We start from the raw sequence: 20,411 nt of genomic DNA, 5'->3' as shown, positions 1-20,411 counted from the left end.
GTTTCCTCTACTTTCGAGAGAAATTACTCGTCGTCGACTGGCGTTTTGACGATAGTTACTGGACGCTCAGCCATATTGGCGACCCGCTCGGCGACGCTTCCGAGTAGACGCCGGTACTCGCCGGATCGGTTCTTCGATCCGATGACGGTCAGATCGATATTCGCTTTGTTCATATAGTGGAGAATTTCCGCGTGTGGAACGCCATGACGGATGACCGGCTCCGTCTCGACTCCTTCACTTTCGGCTCGGTTAGTGATTTCTTCGACAGCATCCTGTCCGGCCTGTTCGAGAGCCTTCTCCAAGCCTTCGAATTCGTGGACGTATTCGTCACCGGGATATGAACTGTACGCCTCCGAATCGACGACATAGAGGACGTGCAACTCCGCATCGTACCGTTGGGCGGCATCAATTGCGTGCTCGATTGCCTGATCAACGCCGGGACTCATGTCCGTCGGCAGCAGTAGTCGATCGTACATCGTGTATCCCTATTACAGCGAGTGGGGTCTAATACCTGTGTTTCAGAGCTTTCGCTCTCGCCGGGTGTCTCGGCTGGCCCGATAGTGGTATTATAACAACCGGGAGTGAAGCAGTAGTATAATGTCCAATAGTGATCCGCTCGGTCGAACTCTATTAATCATCGTTGCGCTCGTCGTCCTCATCCCATTCTTGATGATGCTCTTCGCGATGCCGATGATGGGGATGATGGGCTGGGGCCACATGTGGGAATGGAATGGTGCCGGAGGGATGTGGTGGCCGTGGCTCCTCATGTGGTTGGTACTCTTGGTAGTCGTTCTCGGCGGTGGCTATCTGGTGGTGAACGCGATCCGCTCGCAAGAAACGGAAGCCTCGGATGAGGTGCTCGAACAACTCCGCCTTGCATACGCTCGCGGCGACCTCTCCGACGAGGAATATGAACAGCGGAGAGAACGGCTACAGCGAGATGAGTGATCCCACTGATGTCTGAACACGACCACCACGACGAGCATCCGCCCGCGGAATCTGCCGCGACTGGTGAGCGACCAACCGATCGTAATTGTCCCTGTTGCCGCGTCTGCCATCTGGACGAGAGGGGGACGACAGGAGACGCACGATCGGAACTCGAGCACGACGAACACGTCACCGATCACTCAGACGATCCCTCGGACGACGAGGCACACGAACATCACCACGATCACGACGCTCACGTCGACCATTCCGATCACGAGGAACTGTTCAAGCAGCGGTTCTTCGTCTGTCTCGTTCTCGCGATCCCGGTGTTGGCGTACAGTCCGATGTTGCAGGAGTGGTTCGGGTTCGCGGCACCGACCCTCCCGGGAAGCGTGCTCGTCGGGCCGGTACTCGGCACCATCGTGTTCCTCTACGGCGGAATCCCGTTCCTTCGGATGGGCGCCGTCGAGGCTCGCAACCGCGAACCGGGGATGATGCTGTTGATCTCGCTGGCGATCACCGTCGCGTTCGTCTACAGTGCGGCTGCCGTCGCGTTCGACATCGGCGAGCCATTCTTCTGGGAACTGGTGACGCTGATCGTCATCTTCCTGCTCGGGCACTGGATCGAGATGCGTAGCGTTCGACGGGCCTCGGGCGCGTTGGATGAACTCGCCGAGCTGATGCCCAACAAAGCCGAGCGCATCATCGAAGACGGTGAGACCGAGGAAGTGCCCGTCGACAACCTTGAAGCAGGTGACCTTGTACTCGTCCGACCGGGGGCAAACGTCCCCGCTGATGGCGTCGTCGAGGAAGGAGATTCCAACGTCAACGAGGCGATGATCACGGGCGAATCACGCCCCGTCGAGAAGGATCCGGGCGACGAGGTCATCGGCGGGACGACTAACGGCGACGGCAGCCTGCGCGTTCGCGTGACTGCCACAGGAGACGAGACGACCTTATCGGGCATTGTGCGGCTGGTCGAGGAGGCTCAACAGAGCAAGTCGCGTACGCAAGTGCTCGCCGATAGAGCTGCCGGCTGGCTGTTCTACGCTGCCCTCGGCGTCGCGGCGCTCACCGCCGTCGCGTGGACGATCGCTGTCGGCTTCGGCTTGCCCGTCGTCGAACGCGTGGTTACGGTGCTGATCATCGCCTGTCCGCACGCGCTCGGGCTCGCGGTGCCGCTGGTGGTCGCGATCAACACGACGATGGCCGCAAACAACGGGATGCTCATTCGGGATCGGATCGCGATGGAAGAGGCACGCAATCTCGATACCATCGTCTTCGACAAGACGGGGACGCTCACGAAAGGCGAACAGGGCGTCGTGGACATCGAGACGACTCCAGACTGGAACGAAGACGAGGTGCTTGCACTCATGGCGGCCGTCGAGAGCGACTCCGAGCACATGATCGCCGAAGCGATCCGAGAGGCTGCCCGCGAGCGCGACCTCGCCGTCCCCAAAGCACACGGCTTCGAGGCGCTCCAAGGCCGCGGCGTTCGCGCGACCGTCGAGTTGGAGGCCGCCGCGGTGCCCGGCGCTGAGACGAGCGGTGGACAGGACGGAGAGACGGTGTACGTTGGCGGGCCGAACCTGCTTCGTCACCTCGATGTCGAATCCGGCAGTGCCCTCGAGACATTCAGCGAGGAGGCGGGCGAGCGCGGACAAGGCGTCGTCTACCTGATCCGAGACGGCGAAGCGATCGGGGCGGTCGCTCTCGCGGACGTGGTTCGCGACGAGAGCTACGAAGCGATCGATGCGCTCCACGCGATGGGCGTCGAGGTTGCGATGCTGACTGGGGACAGCGAGGACGTCGCTCGCGCCGTCTCCGAGGAACTCGGCATCGACACCTACTTCGCCGAGGTGTTGCCCGACGACAAGGACAAGAAGATCATCGAACTACAGGAACAGGGGAATCTCGTGGCAATGGTCGGCGACGGCGTCAACGACGCGCCGGCGCTAACGCGATCTGACGTTGGCATCGCAATCGGTTCGGGGACGGATGTCGCCGTCGAGTCGGCCGACGTCGTCCTCGTCGAGAACGATCCTCGGGACGTGGTGAAACTCGTCCGATTGAGCCGCAAGAGCTACCGGAAGATGCAGGAGAACCTCGTCTGGGCGGCCGGGTACAACGTGTTCGCGCTCCCGCTAGCGGCAGGCGTTCTCGCGCCGATCGGCATCCTGCTCTCGCCGGCGGTAGGCGCCGTTCTGATGTCCGCCAGCACGGTCATCGTCGCGATCAACGCCCAGTTACTCAGACGAGGTGATCTCTCGGAGTGAGTGTAATCGACCACCAGTAAACGATCAGTGACCAGCATCGATGTTAGTGAAGCAAATCGGCCGTTGAGACATCGATACCCACATGTGGAAAGCGATCCACATCACGGTATATCTCTGCACACGCAAACCGATGAACGGCTATTCGACGAGAGACAAAGAGAATGAACAAGATTCAACGCTACCTCGGAACACACCAGCCGACAAATCAGCAGTTGCGATACGTTGCTGGAGCGGTGGCACTTCTCGTCGCGGGACTCCATCTCTTCCATCCACAATACGGCCTCGAACGGTTTCTGCTCCTGCTCACAACAGACCCTGCATTATTCCTCTCCCATCCACGCCCGGTTGCGTTTGTCCTCTCGGCAGTTGCGATCGTCGTAGGCATCTATCTAGTGGTGTTCGACGTGGTGAGGCGGTACATCTACGTCCTCGGAATGCTTCTGATGGTGACCTACATCGTCGGGTACTTCGCGTGGCATCTCTCCGGGCACGGCGGATTTCTCCCCGGACGCACGCCTCATTATCATGGAGTTCAGCCGCACGAAGCCGTTATCTCACATCTGCGGGAGGACGTGTGGGCACGGGCAGCGAAACTTTCTGAGGGCATGTTGCTCGTCCTTCTCGCCGCCCTCTATCGACGAGGTGCCTGACAACACGGAACGGGTGAGAGTGCGAGACCTATATCGCTCTCACGGTACTGTTCAGACAGACGAACGGCTTCTTCGTACTCGACCATGTGAATTCGGTAGCCAATCTCAGTCGTACTCGAATACACGCATCATCCCAGTCTCCATGTGATAGAGGTGATGACAGTGGAAGGCCCACTCTCCGGAATTGTCCGCGACGAAATCCAGCGTCTGCTCACCCATATGTCCCGGGACGGTCACCGTGTCGTGAAGTGCGCCCTCAACTCCGAAGTGGTGGCCATGAAGATGCATCGGATGCCGCATCGGACTCCGGTTCCTCACGTGAACGCGAACATGCTCGTCTTCTTCGATTCGAATCGGATCCGCGTCCGGATACGCCTCGCCGTTGATCGTCCATCCGTCACCCCCTCCACCCATCATTCCGCCGGGTGACAGCTCAATGTCGACCGTGCGATCGGGTGATCCGTCGTGGTGGTCGAGTTCTGTCACCGCATGGAGATCGCTATACTCGAGACGTCGCGACCCGGTGAATTCGGTTCGGGGTTCATCGTCGTCGGATTCCTCGTACTCGATGAGCGCGCGTCCGGATGGAGCCCCGTCGTCTAATGGGTCGGATCGAATCTCCCACGTTCCGGGCTCGCTCGCGGTGATGACCGCGTCGAACCGTTCCCCCATCCCGATATCGAACCCATCGACCTCGACCGGTTCGACTGCCGGCCCATCCGCGTGTGTTATCTCCATCGAATGCCCCGCGATGGCGACGCGATACGTCGTTGCCGACCCCGCGTTGAGAAATCGCAGACGAACGCGTTCGCCCGCTTCGACCGATAGTACGTCCGGCTCACGCGGGAGTTTCCCGTTGACCAACGTCCCGGCGTAGTCTGGCGCACCCGGAAAGCCGCCCATCATACCCATCTCGTCAGTCTCCACTTCGGGTTCGGTGGTGAGATATTCGTCGAGGACGATCAGGTGTTCGCGGTCGTACTCGACGTGCGGATCGCTCTCTTCGACAACGAGCGGCCCGAGTAATCCCCGATCGAGCTGCAACCCAACGTGACTGTGGTACCAGTGGGTGCCCGTTGGTGCTGCGTCGAATTCGTAGACGAACTCGTCGCCGGGTTCGATAGGAGGTTGGGTCACCCCCGGAACACCATCCATTGCGTTTGCTCCCTGCAGTGCCATCCCGTGCCAGTGAACTGAGGTCTCTTCCGGAAGCGCGTTTTCGACGGTGATTCGGACGCGCTCACCTTCTTCAACCCGTAATTCGGGCCCGGGATACTGATCGTTGTAGAGCCACGTTTCGAGGGATTCTCCAGATCCGATGTCGATCTCTCCGACTGTGGCAGTCAGATGGTACTCTCGATCGGGATCGCCGTAGACCGGTTCCGGATACGTCTGCGATTCGACGGGGGAATCGTCTCGTAGCGACTGCGTCGCAACGTAACCGCCAACTCCGAGTCCTGCTGCGGCGACGATCCCCGCACCAAGTGCTGCTCGTCGAGTATAGCGGGAGTCGTCGTCATTTGACGGGTCAGATGGGTCGGTCATGAATGGCTGCCGAACGGAGCGGTACAGTACTGCTGAATTGAAGGTGGGCGAATAAAGACCCTTCTTCGAGAGTTCGCTGTGAGGCTCTCAGCGAACGACAATCGGTTCAGATCTCTCCGAGGAGACGCTCCGATGGCTGTTCGTCACCCGAATAGGATGATCAGTTCACTCGCCGCCCGCATGGCCGAGCAAACGGAGAGGTGAATCCACCAGTCAGCGGAGATCGTCCAATTCCTCCGATTCGCTCAGGTTGAGAAGGGCACGATTGAGAAGATCTCTAAGGAGGTACTCCTCGTAGTGTTGCGTCTCACGGGACTCGCAGGGTATCATCTCGCGGGCGACCGTCTAGATCTCCTTGCCATGTCCCGCGTACAGCGTCTCAACGAGGTCGGAAAGTTCGTTGGTCGTGGTTGCCTGCACCGCCGCGAGCATCTCCTCGCTGTCTTTCGGAAGGTCGTAGGAGAAGACACGCGTGTTCGACTTGTAGTAGTTCCGCGTGCCGCCGCCGGCTTCTTCGAGCCGCGCAATCTCGACCATTCCAGATGCACATAGCGAGAACCAGCAGAACGGAGCTGGGCCGGCTTTTATCTTTCATCTCGGCGTGGATCCTTCGATGACCGAGGAATTCGACGACGTGCGGGATGCGCTCGATGCTCTGGCGGAGGGGCGGGTGTCGGCGGAACGCGTCCGGGAAGAATTCGGAGACGTAGACGGAATTGGCCGTTCCATCTCGGTTGCGGTTGGGCAACGCGAACGGAGGATAACCGACGAAGAGTGGCGGGAGTCGTTTTCTGCCGACTTCGAGTTCGACGAAGGAGCGTTGAATTGGCCCTCCGATTGGGGCGACGAAGAACGGGTGGAGTGCTACGTCGGGGCGGCAATTGACGAAGTTGCTATCGTAGATATCGCTGAGGCGTGCGGATTATCAGAAGACAAAACACGGCGCATCGTAGAGGAATTCGCCGCCGAGGATGACGCGCTCGTTTCGACGGGTGACGATGTATGGGCATGGGACGAGGAGGTGTTGCGGGATCAGCAGCGGAAGCGATTCGCCGAGAAACCCGAAGAGGAGTTGCGACGAATGTTGGAGCGTATCGAGTCGGAGATCGATGAGTGGAGAGACGAGTTCGATGCGGACAGTCCCGACGACGTGGGTGACAAAGAGGTGGCGTACGACTGGAGACACAACCAGCACACGCGGGAGTTGATTCAGGCTGTTCTCGACGACAAGCGAGATTCGTGATTTATCGAGCGTCTCGCGGAACTCATTAGAGAGTCCTCCAAGTCGTCTACCTCACGTCATGGGAGTTCGTCTCGCTGCGGTCGTGACATGCCCGATGGATCACGACTCGTCACCCCCGGCGAGACTGACATTGACGTGCTCAGTACTGCCAGAGACGGCCTCGTCGTAGCGGAAGAGCGTGGCGCAACCGACCGGGCACCTCGAGAACTCTCCGTCAAAACACGTGAATTGAAGAGATCACCAATCGAATACATATGCATGGAATCGGATTGGGAGGAGTTCGTCGATGCGGTCACCTCTGGCGATCCCGATCGGGTTAATCCCGCAGTCGAGGAGATCAAATCGTTAGACGTGCGCGAGCGGATCGAGTTGTTCGAGGAGAGATTCGACGACCTGAGGGATCTCTACGGGAGCAGCAACGACGGATATGTTCGTCAGTCCATCGTCCGGGTTGTCGAACACCTCTCACCCGGACTCGGGGCGGTAGTAAACCTATACGAACAAGGAGATGACGCGCTTGAACAGGTTGCAGACCAAACGGACGCAGTCCGTGCTTTCATGCTCGAAGCGATGACTGACGAGGACGGGCGAGTCAGAAATTCGGCCAAGCGTGGGTTACGAGATGTGTTTCGAACGTACGACGCACTTGAGCAACCCGCTGCCGTCGAGGCAGTTATGGACGAACTCGACGAAATAGCTCGGGAATACTCCGGGAAACGTCGTGACCATCTTCTCGAAGCGAAAGAAGACGCTCGCTTCCACCTCCAGCCTCGGTTTGCTCAATTGACCGAGGGGCTCCGTGACGAGCTGAGCGAGTGACACACGGACAGAGCGCTCTATTCGGATCAATTCCGACAACATTCAGGACTCACAAACGTTTTTGACAGCCTCAGAAACGATCTCGGCGACGGTATTTGCGAGCGGTTGGTTAACGGCTATTTGGATGGATCGCGTAATCCGAACATGAGCAAGCCGGAGAATGACAGAATCCAGTTTCGCGGTGCGACCAAAAAGAGGCCGCTCGTGCTCTCGACGAGATTCGGCTCGGGAAAAGTAACACGAGGGGGCTGCTGTAGAACTAGAGGGGTAGCGTAAGACAGTAGTTCTCAACCTCGGGCGCAAGGGAGATGATTTGCTCCCGACGCCGCAGTTCTTCGCGACGTGTCTCGATTCTGTCTTCGAGCTGTTCGAGACGTTCTTGCTGTCCCCGGATCGCGATGTCCATATCAGAGCCAGCGTCGGCCTTGCGTTCGTAATCCTCGATGAAGGCCTCAATACGTTCTCGTTCTGCCTGTGCATATTCCTCAAGATTCTCCAGTTCCCTAGCAGTCTCCTCGTGACGCTTCTCCTGAAGATGGTTCTTGATCTCGCTGACCCGCACACTCACATATCGATCGGCAGCCGTCCGTAAGTCGGATTGAACATCGAGAACCGTCCAAAGGTCGTCGATGTCGGGCTTTGCTGCTACCGAATCGCCCTCTACGACACGTTCACCGAGCGCCTGCTGGGCGTCCTCTTGCGCAGCATCCACGAAGATGGGGATGGTTTCCTCGCGAATCACATCGCCAGTACCGTCCTCGAACGCTACGCGATAGTTGTAGGTAATTCCCGGCGTATCGACGAACGGAAGCAATTTGAGTCCGACCTCACCGCGCTTGTCCTCCAACACGCGTGCCATGAGCCTTTGTAGAACGTTCGTATCGGGAGCGATGTAGGTGATATCCTCGTGATCCATCGCGAAGTTGCGGTCGAACGTGAACGGGCCGAACGTCGCACCTTGGCCGGACGAATTGATTCCGTCCGGCAACTCGGCTTGATAGAGGTTGGTGCCGCGCTTCTCGAATTCGCCTCCGAAGGCTTCGACTGCTCGCTCGAAGAACTCGCGAATGTCCCCCTCGCTTCCGTAGACGTCCTCTGACTCGTCGACGACCTCCTGAATCTGTCGGCGGCTCTCCGCGTCGAACGTGCTCGTATCGACGAGGCTCCGCTCGTACCACTCCTCGAGCGTCCGCTGACGCTCTTCGATCATCTCCTCGAGTTCCCCTTTAGTCGCACTCGGCGGTTCGTCGTTCTCGATAGACTCCATAATGAGCGAGTCCACGTCGATGTCGTCGAGGATACCGAGCACGTCCGCCGTGTTTCCGAGCTCGGAGCGAATCTCTTCGACCTTGGTTTGAAGCATCTCGAAGATTTCGCTCTCGCGGGTGTCGTCGAAGAGGAAGTTCCAGACCTTGACCTCCTCCTCCTGTCCGTAGCGATGGATGCGTCCAATCCGCTGCTCAAGTCGGTTCGGGTTCCACGGGAGTTCGTAATTGGCCATAATGTGGCAGCTGTGCTGGAGATCGATCCCCTCGCTCGCTGCATCGGTCGCGAACAGGAGTCGCGACTGACCATGGTTGAACTCGTCTTCGATCCGCGCCCGGTCGTCCTTATCGACGTCGCCGTGAATCACGAGAATCTCGTCGGCCCACGGCTCGTCCTGTACGTACTCGAGGAGGTAGTCAAGCGTGTCTCGGTACTCCGTAAACAACAGGAGCTTCTCGTCCGGTTGTTCCTCAAGAAGTTGGGAAATGAATCGCCTGACCTTCTGCGCTTTGGAGTCGACCGGTAAGTCCTCAGCCAGTGAGACGAGGTCGCGGAGCGTATCGATCTCCTCTTGGAGCTGTTCGTCAGTGCTGGTAACCGTCAGACCGGCGATCTCGTCTTCCGCGTGTTCCTTATCGTCCTCGTCTAGATCCTCTCCATCGAGGTAGGCTCGCGCTTCCTCGGACAGGCCGTCAGTTTCCGCCTCCTCGTTGAGGAGGTCGTCCAGCCGTCGACGGAGCGTTGCGTGAATGGCACCGACGCTGCTCACCAGCCGTTTCTGCATGAGGGCCATCGCGAACCCGACCGCAGGTTCGTTCAGCTTCTCCGAGCGATTGTAGACGTTTTTGACGTAGTCGGTGACCGCCCGGTAGAACTGCCGCTCGTCGTGCGTCATCGAGACCGAGACCGAGTTGACCTCACGGTCTGGGAAAACTCGTTCTCCATCTTCATCGTAGATGTCGGTCTTCCCGCGACGGATCATTACGCGGTCGACCGTCTCCTGTGAGAGTTCCCGGTTCTCGGCGACGAGGAACGGGTCGATGTACTCGACGAGCGAGCGGAACGCCTCACCCTTCCCGTCGTGCGGAGTCGCGCTGAGAAGCAGCAGCGAGTCGGAGTTCCCCGTAACGGTATCAACCATGTTTGCCGTCTTGCTCGGGGATTCTCCCCGCTTTGCGGTCTTGTGTGCCTCGTCGACCACGACGACGTCCCAGAACGCGTCCCGGAGTGCGGGCCGGAACTCGTCCTGTCGCAGGAACGCCATGCTGGTGACGAGCTGTTGCTGATCTTGATGCCAGATGTTGGCCTCCTCACCGAGCCGTCGACGCTCGCCTTCGACCCACGCCCGGTCTGCGACGGTGAGATCGATGTCGAAGAAGCGCTCCATATCTCGGATCCACTTCTTCTGGAGGTGAGCAGGAACGACGAACAGGACGCGGTCGGCACGATTCCGGGCAGCAAGTTCCTTGAGGATGAGCCCCGCCTCTATCGTTTTCCCGAGTCCGACGTCGTCGCCGATGAGCGCCCGCTGGCGGAGCTTCTGCATCACCCAGTTCACGGCGTCGAGTTGGTAGGGCTCCAGCCGAACAAGCGAGTTCGAGATGCTCAGGAGTTGTCCCTGCTCGTGGGCGAGTTTGAGTTTCGTCGCCTGTGTGTGGAGGTCGAACCACTGCGCTGACACAGCGTCATGGCCCGGGTGAAGATCATCGATTCGCTGGTTGGACAGTTCCTCGATTCCGGAGCGATGCGGCTGAATCTCAACATCGTCGAGACAGACTGTCTTGGCGCCCTCGCCGTCGATGTATGCTCTTAGGTACTCGATCTCGCCGACAGTTTGAGTTTTAATAACTTCAGCCGGAGATCCGTTGAGAATTACCTGCTGTCCCGGAGAGAACTGGGTAGAATCCGTCATCAAGTGATGTGTATGGCAAGACCACGCGCCGTCTTCAATATTGCCTGTCCATGCATTATCCTGACAAGTACTATGCTACCGTGCATGGGCTAGTTGACGAAAGGCTGTCTGGTCTATTTCTGCAGGGCATCCCCGGATGGTTCATCACTGATGTCGTACACTTCACTAAACACTTCTACAACAGCTTTCAGCGTCGCTAGGAACACCGGGCCAAGCAGCAGCCCGAGAAATCCAAAGAGGTAGAGTCCACCGATAACACCGACAAGGACGGTTCCCGGATGGACGCCAGCACCCCTGTCGACCAGAATGGCACGGAGATAGTTGTCTACGACGGACAGAACAGCAATCCCATACGCTAACAGTAGCGTTGCACTAACCGGTTCTCCGATTAGGAAGAGGTAACCAACAGCAGGGGCCCAGATAAGCCAGATTCCGATCGCAGGAAGAAACGAAACGACAATCATCATAATTGTCCAGAACGCAACATTTGGGACACCAAAAACGTAAAGCCCGATCCCTCCAAGGATGCCCTCTAAAAGCGCAACGAGTACGTGGCTCATTACTACTGCCCATGTAACGTTCTTGATTTGGCCTATCAGCTCTTCTCGAGCGTGGTCTTCGATCGGTGCAACTGATCCGATCCAATTCACCAATCGTTCCCCGTCGACGAGGAAGTAATATAGTAAGAAAACCAGAACCAGTAGACCAAGTCCGACCTGAAAGCTCGTATTCAGTAATGCAAGTATTTCTTGAAGGACGCGTTCGGCACTCTGCGCGAGAAGACTTTCCATTTCAGACGTAAGATACGTTTCTAACTCAGCGATCGCAGTATCATCAAGCCCTATTTCGCGGAGCGCGTCGTGAAGAAGCTCGGAAACCCCCATTTCGCTAAGACGGTCTACGAACGAGATCACCGTCTGAAAGACAACAAGTGAGAGGATAAGTAATGGAAGCACTGTTGCAGTCATTCCAAACACAGTGACAACAACCCCCGAAATCCGGGGTGTGACCGTAAACGTGATCCCGTTGATCTCTACTGTTCGATTTGCAAGCGTTTTGTGAAGCGGAAATAAGACGAATGCAAGTAACGCAGCCGCTAATAGATACTGCAGAAGCGGAAGGGTAACTAGTGCGCCGACCCCAGCAAGGAGGGCCACAAGCACGACCATAAATCCGACTCGAAGATCCATGTCTGCGAATTCTGCGGAGTCATATTCAATTGTACCGGTTCAAATAGAGGTGATATACTCTGCTGAAATTCTATTGTCAAGACATAAACCATGTGGAACAGCCGGTAGATTAGCAGTTCGCTCTTGTGGCGTAGATTGTTGGTGGCGGGCAGTCCTGCGGTTTTACAAAGTCTAACTCACTTGCACCACTCTTCGAGAACTGACGTGCTCCCGGCTAAACCGTGGCTTCTTCGGACTGGCCTGAACTGATAGGCCCTCACCAACGATCCTCTACTCAAGAGCGAACGTATATTCCTACTGCCACAGATCTAGGGCTTTCAATGGGGTTAGCCCTGTGTGATACTGATGAAGTCAAGCACGAATTCCTGTGGCAGCAGTCCGCCGTGATAGAACCGCGCGTCACCGAGCCCCTGCTTTCTGAACCGCTTGAGTGGGCTCGCAAGGACGCTGACGTTGGCATCGAGATACCCCAGTCGTGAACTGGAGTCGAGTAGCACGCCGGGCGAGTCCCCGTCCACATTCTCTCCAGCGATCCACCGGCGCCCGGAGTCGGACGCTTCCGCCGGCCGCGAGATCTTCTCCGGCGACGCGTTATCCGGGAGCAGGACGAACCCGTGGTCAGTCAGCACGTAGGCCCGATCCCACTCGCCCTGTTCGAGCTTCGTGCCGATGAACTCCGCGAGCGAGTCGACGCGTCGCGCCAGCATCGCCTCGAGGTCGCTGAGTTCCTTCTCGCCGATGTCGTCGATGTCGTTCTTGAAGTAGGCGACACGCGTCGACTGCCAGCCGTCGTCCTGCTCGCGAGTGACCGTCCAGCCGTCGCCGCCCAACAGCGACTCGCGCCGGTTGGTCGTCACTCGACGGTTGTTTCGCAGCGGCTGTAACTCGCCATCGACCAGCGAAACGTCGAACATCTGGATCTCCCCCGGCGTGAGCGCTGCCTTCCCGAACTCGGTCTCCGAGGGGAGCGTCCCGAGCCAGACGTCTTCATCGACGGCGAACTCGGGAGCATCGGACGAGAGTTGCGCCACATAGTCGCGCAACTCGTCCGCGAGTCGCCGGGCGAGATCGAGTCGGAGGGCGTCGATGACGAACAGGGCGACCGTCTGTCCGCTCTCCAGCCCCGACGACTCCTTGGTGAAGAACTGGTAAGCGTGATCGTCGTCGACGAAGGGAGCGCCCGCCTCGACGGTCTCCGTGACGAGGTCGCCGAGATCTTCGAGGTACTCGACGTACTCGGACTGGAGTTGCGTGCGGAGGTCGTCGAGCGCGGCGGTCGCGGGGTGATCGCGGGGGAGGTCGGACTCGGGCTCGCCGGCGACGACGAGGTTGAGCACCGCATTGTCGATCTGCCACGTGCCGTCGTCCGGGTCGGCGTACAGCGAGACGACATCGTCGGTCGCGTGCTCGTTCCACGTCTCGAGCTGGTGGGCGAGCTGAGCGATCTCCGCGGCCTGTTCCCACGTCCGCGTCCACGGGCTGTCCGGGCCGTAGGCGCCGCGGTAGGTGCCACGGAAGTCCTCGCTCCCGAGCAGGGCGTCGTACCGCTCCTCGGCACGCTCGAGACACTCCTCGTAGTCGCCGGCGTCGAACGACGCGTGCCACTCCTCCCAGAGGCGGCGTTCGAGCGCGCCGTCGACGATACAGTCCGCGAGTTCCCACGGGTCGTCGACGTCCGCGACGACATCGGGCCAGATCGCCTCACCAAGGTAGCGGTCGGCGAGAAGGCTGGCCGAGGTGGTGTTGTTCAACAGCGACTTGAGCTCGGGGAGGTCGTGATCGCCGGCCGTCTCGGCGCGGAACTCCCTCGGGAAGCGTTCGGCGTCGGCGCCGGCGTGGATCAGCCACTCGGCGACGGCCCATCGACGCGTCGCCGCGACGATGCCTACGGGCTCGTCTTCGGCGGCGACGGCGTCGACGCCCTCGCTGGTCAGCAAGTCCTGCATCTGCTCGATGGTGTCGTGGCTGTCGTCGATGTCGCCCCACCCGTTCTCCAGTACGAACGCGACCGGGTCGGTGTAGCCGCCGGTGACGATCTGCGTGCGGAGCTGTTCGAGCGTCGGGAGCTGGCCGCCGGTGAGCTGGTCGTGGAGGATCCGAGCGATCTCGCGGCGCTTTGTGGGATCGTCGGACTGGGTGGCGCTTTTCAGCTCCCACGCATCGAGTTGCCCGCGCTCGAACGCGTGGACGGTGAGGTCTTCGATGCTCATCTCCACCTCGCCGCCCGTGTGCTCGACGTCGCGGAACCAGTCGTAGTCGCCCTCGGTGTCTTCGGGCTCCTTGACGTGTGGGACGTACCAGACCTGTTCGCCGTCGACTGGGTCGGCGCGGAGTTCCAACGGCGTCTCCTCGGCGACCTTCAGGTGAACGCCGAGTTCGTTGCAGGCCTGCTCGATGATGTCCTCGAGGTAGTTCCCGTCGTCCCACCAGAGGACGATCGGATCTGACGACTCGGCCCGGTCGAACTGGCTTCGGATGGTGTCTTTTGCGGCGTCGGGGAGGGTTTTGGTTGCTTGCATAGAGTAAATTTGGCTGGGTTACTCACTCATCGTGAAACGTTTGCTTGGTGAGTTTGACCGGTCAGAGTGTGCAGAGGATTTCATTTCACGTCCCTCTGTGAGATTTTCCATAGTCTTGGCCGTATTTCCTGAAGTGGGCGGCAAATCGTTCGTGAGCGTGGTCAATATCCTGTATTGTCTCAACCGGAGAATAAATGATCCCCGGAGAGTTGTTAAACGGATCCTCTCCGAATTGGATGTCGTTCCATCCCTCTTCCAACGTCTCGCGTTTGATTTCTTGATACTCTACTTTGGACAGGTTCTTTATTCTAAGACTGGCCACGGCAAGTGCTCCATACCCTTCATCGTGTCCCAAGACGGTCGCATCGTTCCAGTGAATCATGAGACTCATTTTTAGTCGATTCGCGTCCGGCTCTTCGTTAGCGAATCGTGACATCTTGAAATCCGTCCGGGCGAAGGCGAATGTAGTACTCGGATTACGTCTGGATCTAAAATCCGGAGTCAAATCGTCAACAAACAGCTCCTGATTTTCCTCAACAATCCGTTTTCCCGTGTGGTTTTGCAGACGCTCGATTTCCGTCTCGAACCTGTCGATTAACTCGATTGCTTTCAGGTATCTGTCCTGCTGGAGCGCCTGTGTCACGAACTCATCAGTCATGGAATTGCTTTCCGAAGGTAGGATATTTGTTCTTCCGGACTGCCAGTTGCAATCCGGAGCGATTGGGAACTGTGTACTACGTCGCTTCTTGAGACCAATTTCGAAACGACAGGTTTCGGATTGTAGTCGAGCAGTTTCTGCTCGATCAGGGTACAAAAGAGATATGCGCTCGCTTCCCAATGTGGGGGAACCGTCTCATCGTTGAGGAGAATAGCTCGAATAGCGTGACTGACTTCTTCCCAGAACACGACGTTTACATCGGTCGAGTCCTCGGAATGGATCGTCAGGCGACCAGATTCTGATTCGCACAACGAGCGCTCGAACGAGTCTCGTAATGATGCGTGCTTATGTTTCGGGAGTAACAGCGTGTGCATCCACTCGTGTAGGAACTCGTCCTCTACGAGACTCGCTGTGTGAGTAGTTTTTTTGTAGTGTTCGTCGCCTTTCTTGACCTCTATCGAAAGGCCCCGAGTACGAAGGAAGACGAGGATATCCGCATACCGGTCAGATTCGTTCTCTGCTGGGAGATATACCTCCCGTTCGACTGCTTGCGGTGATTCATCGCACCTCTCGCCGAACAGTTCTTCCAGCAGAATCCCATCAGCACCACGTAGTAGGTGTGCGAGCCACTGTGACCAGTTTTCTTCTTGATTTGGTCGAAGCGGGCCACGGGTAGGATGGTGTCTCCGCCAGTCGGCCGACAGCGGGTCGCTATCGAAGCGGCTGTTTGAATGCTGCCAGCGCTCGTCGCTTCGTTCCAGCTCCTCATAGAGCTGTCTGGCAACCTCGGTTCGAATCTCGTCGTAGCTTTCCCACCACGGATCGAGTGTTTCCCAGTGCCCCTCGTTCCAGCGGTGGGTTACTGTTAGTGTGTCACTATCGAGCTGACTGAACGCGAACTCGCTCCGGTGTTGTTCGACCCACTGGTCGATATCGTCGGCGACACCGTCCCACCATCTGCTATCGAGTCGACTCTCTCTTTGTTCCAGTTGTCCGAGGGAGTGTGAAACTCGGAACGACTCCCACCAAGAGTCGATTTCAAACCAGTCGTCTGCGTCGGTCAACTCGATCATATACTTAGAGTTAGGGGTTCGATTTCATAAGCTTACACTAGTGAAAGTGGTTCGGGAATTGGTTTACTAAGGAACGTGTCATCAAACTCTCGTTGTGGGTGTCTAGATTACTTTGTCGCCGACGATCTCGGGGACGACCTTCTTCTCTGCGAGCGGCGTGATGTTGATCGCGACGCCGTGTTTGTGGACAGGCTGGTAGCCCGCAGTCGTCACCTCTGAGAGCGCACGGTCTGCCCAATCGTTGGGGATGTCTGCAGCGACCTCGTCGCAGTCTTCAGAGATTTCGTCGGCCAGTTCCGAGTACTCGTCGACGTCGGCGGCGAGTTCCGAGAGAAGACGCTGCCGTTCAGAGACACCGGCATCCCCGATCTGTGCCTGCCCGGCGTCCTCGAACTGGTCGAAGTAGTACGTCATAAACAGAATCCCGTTGCTGGCGTAGTGTGAGGAGCCGACGAGATCGTCGTAGTACTCGAAGAGGTCGTAGAGATGTGCTTTGACGGGTTCGGAACCATCCTCGGCATAGGCCTCGAAGGCAGCCTGTAGGTCGTCGAGCGCGTCGATCCACTCGTCCTTGTTCTCCCGTACAGTCTCATAGAACGAGGGGCTGAACAGGTCTTCCATATCCACGTCCTCCCGGTCGGCGAGCGTTTCGAGGGTGTCCAGCCGTGACGCTGTCCGCTCCCGGAACTCCGCGACGCGTTCGGCTGCCTCGGCGGCGCGTTCCTGATTCTCGTCGGGCCACTCGCGGGGGTTGGATTCGGCAAGTTCGCCCAGCTGTTCTTCAAACACGCTGAGCTGTTCGAGCCCGCTCTCGCACCGTTCGTACTCCTCGGCGGCGTCAGCTCGCTCCGAGGTGGAGAGCGATTCATCGTTACGGCGGCTGTTCGCCGCTGCCCGTCGTTCGCGGAGGTGCGTCCGGCGCGGTTCGAGGTACTGGTTCTGCAGGCGGTCGAAGATACTCGCGTCTAACTGGTGGTAGTCGATGAGGCAGCCGAAGCCCTCGCTCTTGGCGTCGGAGACGAGCCGTTCAGTCGATAACCGCCAGAGGATTGGCGTTCGGTCGAACTTCGAGACATGGTACTCAAACAGGTCGTCTTCGAGCCACGCTCGAAGGTTTGGGTATGCCTCATCGCTCGCGCTCCGATTTCCGAGTATTTCATCAACTTCTGCGAGGCGGGCGGTTGCGTGGTCGCCCCAGACGCGTTCGAAGCGATTTTCGATTCGAGAGAGGAGATCGTCGTGATCATCAACTGTCGAGAGCGGTACGATGCCATCGCTGTCCTCTCTCACAATATCTATGCTAAACTGGAGAAGCAGATCCTGCACAAAATCAGCAGGGTTCACTAATAAATCAGAACCCTGATCATCATCGTTCTCTTGCTGCTTGAGGTCTGTTAGTGGATCATCTATTGTTCTCAGTTCTACTTCCTGAAGGATCTCGTGTTTGAGGTTCTCGTTTAATTCGAGGCGATCGAACAGTAGTTGATCCGTCTCGCGGGCACTCTGTTCCAGACCTTGGTCAAGCTGCTTCAGATGTTCCTCCCCTTGCTTAACGAGCTGCTTCATGCTCGTATCTGGACTGGCTTCTGGGGGTGCTTCCCAGTCTATCTTTTCAAGTAAGGTTCGGTGTGGGTGATCCGGTGGATGTGGATTCCCGTACCCAATCATCTGTGCGGCCAAACTCCCAGAGAAGTGGGGAGAAGTGAAATCAAGACTCCGTTGACCAAGCACCTTTCCAAATTGTGACTTAGCAGCACTAGCGAGTTCATCGATATTGTCGAAGAACGTCCTCGGCACAGGAAGTCGAGATACCGTCCCAGTCTCCCACTTGCGTTCGAACGTCTGAGCTAGCTTAAGATAGGTCACTAATCGACTATTCAGATATGAAATTAATGCCCAAGTATCCGCGTCATCCGGGAATATTGCGGTTCCCGACTCTGTGAATATCGAATCAGCATGCATAAATCCGAAGTGTCGGCCACTTCGCTTACGTCGATTAAACGTGATCCCCTCTTTGAAATACAGATGGGGACTACGAAGGTAGGAACCAGAGTAACGGCGAACCTCATCGCCACTCTCCTCCCACAATATCGTTTGTGTGTTCTTCGGGAGAAGCCAAGTGTTCGATCCCCCATTCGAAACCGGTGGAAACGCATCAGGCATATTCTGGACTTCCCAGTAGGATGGCAAGAAGCGTTCATCATCCCCGCTTTGAAGTCCAACCTTGACGCGCCCGATACTTTCTTTTTCATCTAACCCAGCATTATCCGCGTCCAATACTGTGTCTGCATCATATAGTTCGCGGAGTTCTCTCGGAACCCAATAAGAAATTGGGGCACCGGGAATAATAGAGAACTCTTCCGCGCTTCGGGTATATACCCGCTTAACACCACCGTCGATCTCGTCAAGAAATGCCGACGAAATGAAAGTAGATTCTTTGTCTGCTTTGGGCACATCGTGAAGGCGAACGAACCGACCGTCATCAGCCTCATCCGGTTCGGTTCTCACAACCGTCCCTACCGTTCCAACCGTTGCGTTGTCCAGAACGTCATATCCGAATTCAGCGAGGAAGTCGAATGCCCGATCATCGCCTACAAAGTCAACTCGGAAGCTTTCGAAGACTTTCCGGAACATGAACGACCACGGAATTAGCATTCCAACGCGACCGTTTCCTTTAGAAAGCCGCTCACAGACTTCAAAGAAATTCACATAATATTCTTGGTGGTATTTGTAGTGCTCAGAGACATATTCCTGCACATCGTCTGGCATTCGGCCTCGCATCCCATACGGTGGGTTCATCAAAGAGACATCATACTCCTGCGTCAACACCACTAATAGATTCAGGAAACTCCTGAGGTTCTGTTCGCCGAACGAATCTGATGAACGCTCGTCGACTGCCTCACGGAGAGCCTTCAGGAACGAGTTTAGCGACTGATGCGTCCCGTCGCCCCAGTCTGAGAGACCCGTCTGCCCGCTCTCGAACACCTCCTCAAGCGTCCCGCTCACGTCGAGCAGGCTTCCAAGTGCCTCCGTGTGCTGGAACGTATCGATAATCTCGCCGAGTGCCTCCCGCAGGTCAGTCCCTTCGCCGGTGATCTCGTCCAGCACTTCTGCGCCTTCTTCGACCTCAGCTACGCGGGCGTCCGCACAGACGATGTCGACGTTGGGCATCTCGAACTGGCCGTCTTCCTCCTCGGCACGCGTCCGGGCCTTCAGATACAGATTGAATGCCGAGAGTTGACACGAGCGCAGGTCGATGTCGACGCCGTAGAGGTTGTGTTCGAGTACCTTCGCCGGAATCTCGGCGCGGTCGATATCGGTCTCGGCCCACCAGATGCGCTCCAGCACGTCGAACGCGTACAGCAGGAAGTGACCGCTTCCACAGGCCGGGTCGATGACGCGCAGTTCCGAGGGGTGGTCGAACTCCGGTGCGTCGCCGGCCTCCTCGTCCGGGATAAGGTACGTACAGAGTTCGGGAACGGACGGACTGTCTTCCGGCGTGACTAACCGCTCCTTGCGTTCCTCGGGACTGAGCGCTTCCGGTTCCGGTACTGCCGACTCCTGTCCTTTGGCTTCGAGATAGAGCTTCCCGAGAGAGTTGTCGGTGAGCATTCGGACGACCCAGTGCGGCGTATAGAACTGGTTCGCCGGGCCCACGTCCTCCGGTTCGAGCGTGTTCTTCGCGTCGAGCGCTTCGACGACGGGTCGGTTGTAGTACTCATACACCCAGCCCAGTACGTCGTCTCCTCGCCAGACTTCGTTGGGAACTTTGTCGAGCATCCCACACAGGTCTTCGAACGTGTCGTCGTCGGGGTCGATTAGACTGTAGACGGTCGAGCGGTCGAAGAGAATCTCGATTTCTTCGGCGAGGTCGTCGCACGCGTTCCGGTAGGCTTCGAGAACGGCCTCCTCCTCAAGCATGAACTCCTCCGTAACCAGCCGGTCGGCCGCCGGCGTGAGGCCGGCGTCGCGGAAGGCCGTGACCTCGTCGTCAATGAAGTCCCGAACCTCCATACAGCGGAGCGCGGCCAGCCGATTGACGATCGTGTAGCCGACACCCGTGATGTACTGTTCGTGAGCTTCCTCCCAATTGTGGCCATCAGCGGCTTCGAGTTCGATAGCCTCAACGAGGTCTTCCTGCTCTTCGCTCAGGGACGCGTCGTCGTCCGGTTTCTCGTCGAGCTCGTACTCGTTCTCGAGCTGGTAGCGGACGTTCGCCTCGACGCGGTCGCGCATCTCGATGACGACATCCTCGAGATGCTCACGCTCTTCCTTGTCGAGCTGGGCCTTGCGGGGTTGGGTAGATTGTCCGTCCATGCGAAACTCAGTGATG

Annotated in this window: 14 protein-coding genes; 5 read left to right on the top strand and 9 right to left on the bottom strand. The window is 57.8% G+C overall.

The features are described from left to right. Positions 1 to 23 precede the first annotated feature (23 nt). Entirely contained in the window at positions 24 to 476 is a 453-nt protein-coding gene (locus tag ACYQ07_RS12225) for a universal stress protein (protein WP_459881989.1), read from the bottom strand. Between the two features lie 121 nt (positions 477 to 597). Here ACYQ07_RS12225 and ACYQ07_RS12220 point away from each other — a divergent pair, with 121 nt between their 5' ends. The 3 genes from ACYQ07_RS12220 to ACYQ07_RS12210 all read left to right on the top strand — a co-directional run bounded on the left by ACYQ07_RS12220 (position 598) and on the right by ACYQ07_RS12210 (position 3,853). Next, positions 598 to 948 (top strand): SHOCT domain-containing protein, encoded by a 351-nt coding sequence (locus tag ACYQ07_RS12220; RefSeq protein WP_459881988.1) that lies wholly within the window; start codon positions 598 to 600, stop codon positions 946 to 948. A gap of 8 nt (positions 949 to 956) precedes the next feature. Then, the gene (locus ACYQ07_RS12215) at positions 957 to 3,203 is read left to right on the top strand and encodes a heavy metal translocating P-type ATPase (protein WP_459881986.1); all 2,247 of its coding nucleotides are present in this window, start codon (positions 957 to 959) and stop codon (positions 3,201 to 3,203) included. 161 nt (positions 3,204 to 3,364) lie between these two features. Next, on the top strand, positions 3,365 to 3,853 hold the full coding sequence (locus ACYQ07_RS12210; RefSeq protein WP_459881984.1) for a hypothetical protein: 489 nt from the start codon (positions 3,365 to 3,367) through the stop codon (positions 3,851 to 3,853). 105 nt (positions 3,854 to 3,958) lie between these two features. Here the strand turns inward: ACYQ07_RS12210 and ACYQ07_RS12205 are convergent, their stop codons facing one another. Both ACYQ07_RS12205 and ACYQ07_RS12200 read right to left on the bottom strand, forming a co-directional pair. Next, positions 3,959 to 5,398, bottom strand: coding sequence for a multicopper oxidase family protein (locus tag ACYQ07_RS12205; protein WP_459881983.1), 1,440 nt, complete (start codon positions 5,396 to 5,398; stop codon positions 3,959 to 3,961). 345 nt (positions 5,399 to 5,743) lie between these two features. Next, the gene (locus ACYQ07_RS12200; protein WP_459881981.1) at positions 5,744 to 5,935 is read right to left on the bottom strand and encodes a hypothetical protein; all 192 of its coding nucleotides are present in this window, start codon (positions 5,933 to 5,935) and stop codon (positions 5,744 to 5,746) included. Between the two features lie 76 nt (positions 5,936 to 6,011). On the opposite strand from ACYQ07_RS12200, the gene ACYQ07_RS12195 reads away from it, so the two are divergent. Beyond that, positions 6,012 to 6,641, top strand: a complete 630-nt coding sequence (locus ACYQ07_RS12195; protein WP_459881979.1) for a hypothetical protein — start codon at positions 6,012 to 6,014, stop codon at positions 6,639 to 6,641. Positions 6,642 to 6,728: 87 nt separating this feature from the next. Further along, entirely contained in the window at positions 6,729 to 7,460 is a 732-nt protein-coding gene (locus tag ACYQ07_RS12190) for a hypothetical protein (RefSeq protein WP_459881977.1), read from the top strand. A 259-nt stretch (positions 7,461 to 7,719) separates the two neighbouring features. Here the strand turns inward: ACYQ07_RS12190 and ACYQ07_RS12185 are convergent, their stop codons facing one another. The 6 genes from ACYQ07_RS12185 to pglX all read right to left on the bottom strand — a co-directional run bounded on the left by ACYQ07_RS12185 (position 7,720) and on the right by pglX (position 20,395). After that, positions 7,720 to 10,638, bottom strand: coding sequence for a helicase-related protein (locus tag ACYQ07_RS12185; protein WP_459881976.1), 2,919 nt, complete (start codon positions 10,636 to 10,638; stop codon positions 7,720 to 7,722). A 113-nt stretch (positions 10,639 to 10,751) separates the two neighbouring features. After that, complete coding sequence (locus ACYQ07_RS12180; protein WP_459881974.1) at positions 10,752 to 11,828, bottom strand: AI-2E family transporter; 1,077 nt, start codon at positions 11,826 to 11,828, stop codon at positions 10,752 to 10,754. Between the two features lie 326 nt (positions 11,829 to 12,154). Beyond that, positions 12,155 to 14,347, bottom strand: a complete 2,193-nt coding sequence (gene pglZ / locus ACYQ07_RS12175; RefSeq protein WP_459881972.1) for a BREX-5 system phosphatase PglZ — start codon at positions 14,345 to 14,347, stop codon at positions 12,155 to 12,157. 85 nt (positions 14,348 to 14,432) lie between these two features. Then, on the bottom strand, positions 14,433 to 15,005 hold the full coding sequence (locus tag ACYQ07_RS12170) for a hypothetical protein (protein ID WP_459881970.1): 573 nt from the start codon (positions 15,003 to 15,005) through the stop codon (positions 14,433 to 14,435). Then, entirely contained in the window at positions 15,002 to 16,078 is a 1,077-nt protein-coding gene (locus ACYQ07_RS12165) for a hypothetical protein (protein ID WP_459881968.1), read from the bottom strand. The genes ACYQ07_RS12170 and ACYQ07_RS12165 overlap by 4 nt, the downstream gene beginning before the upstream one ends. A gap of 102 nt (positions 16,079 to 16,180) precedes the next feature. Next, positions 16,181 to 20,395 (bottom strand): BREX-5 system adenine-specific DNA-methyltransferase PglX, encoded by a 4,215-nt coding sequence (gene pglX, locus ACYQ07_RS12160; RefSeq protein ID WP_459881966.1) that lies wholly within the window; start codon positions 20,393 to 20,395, stop codon positions 16,181 to 16,183. Positions 20,396 to 20,411 lie beyond the last annotated feature (16 nt).

Source organism: Halorubrum gandharaense (assembly GCF_054654575.1).
Note: the sequence above shows the minus strand (reverse complement) of the source record. Positions and strands in the feature narration are given on the sequence as shown.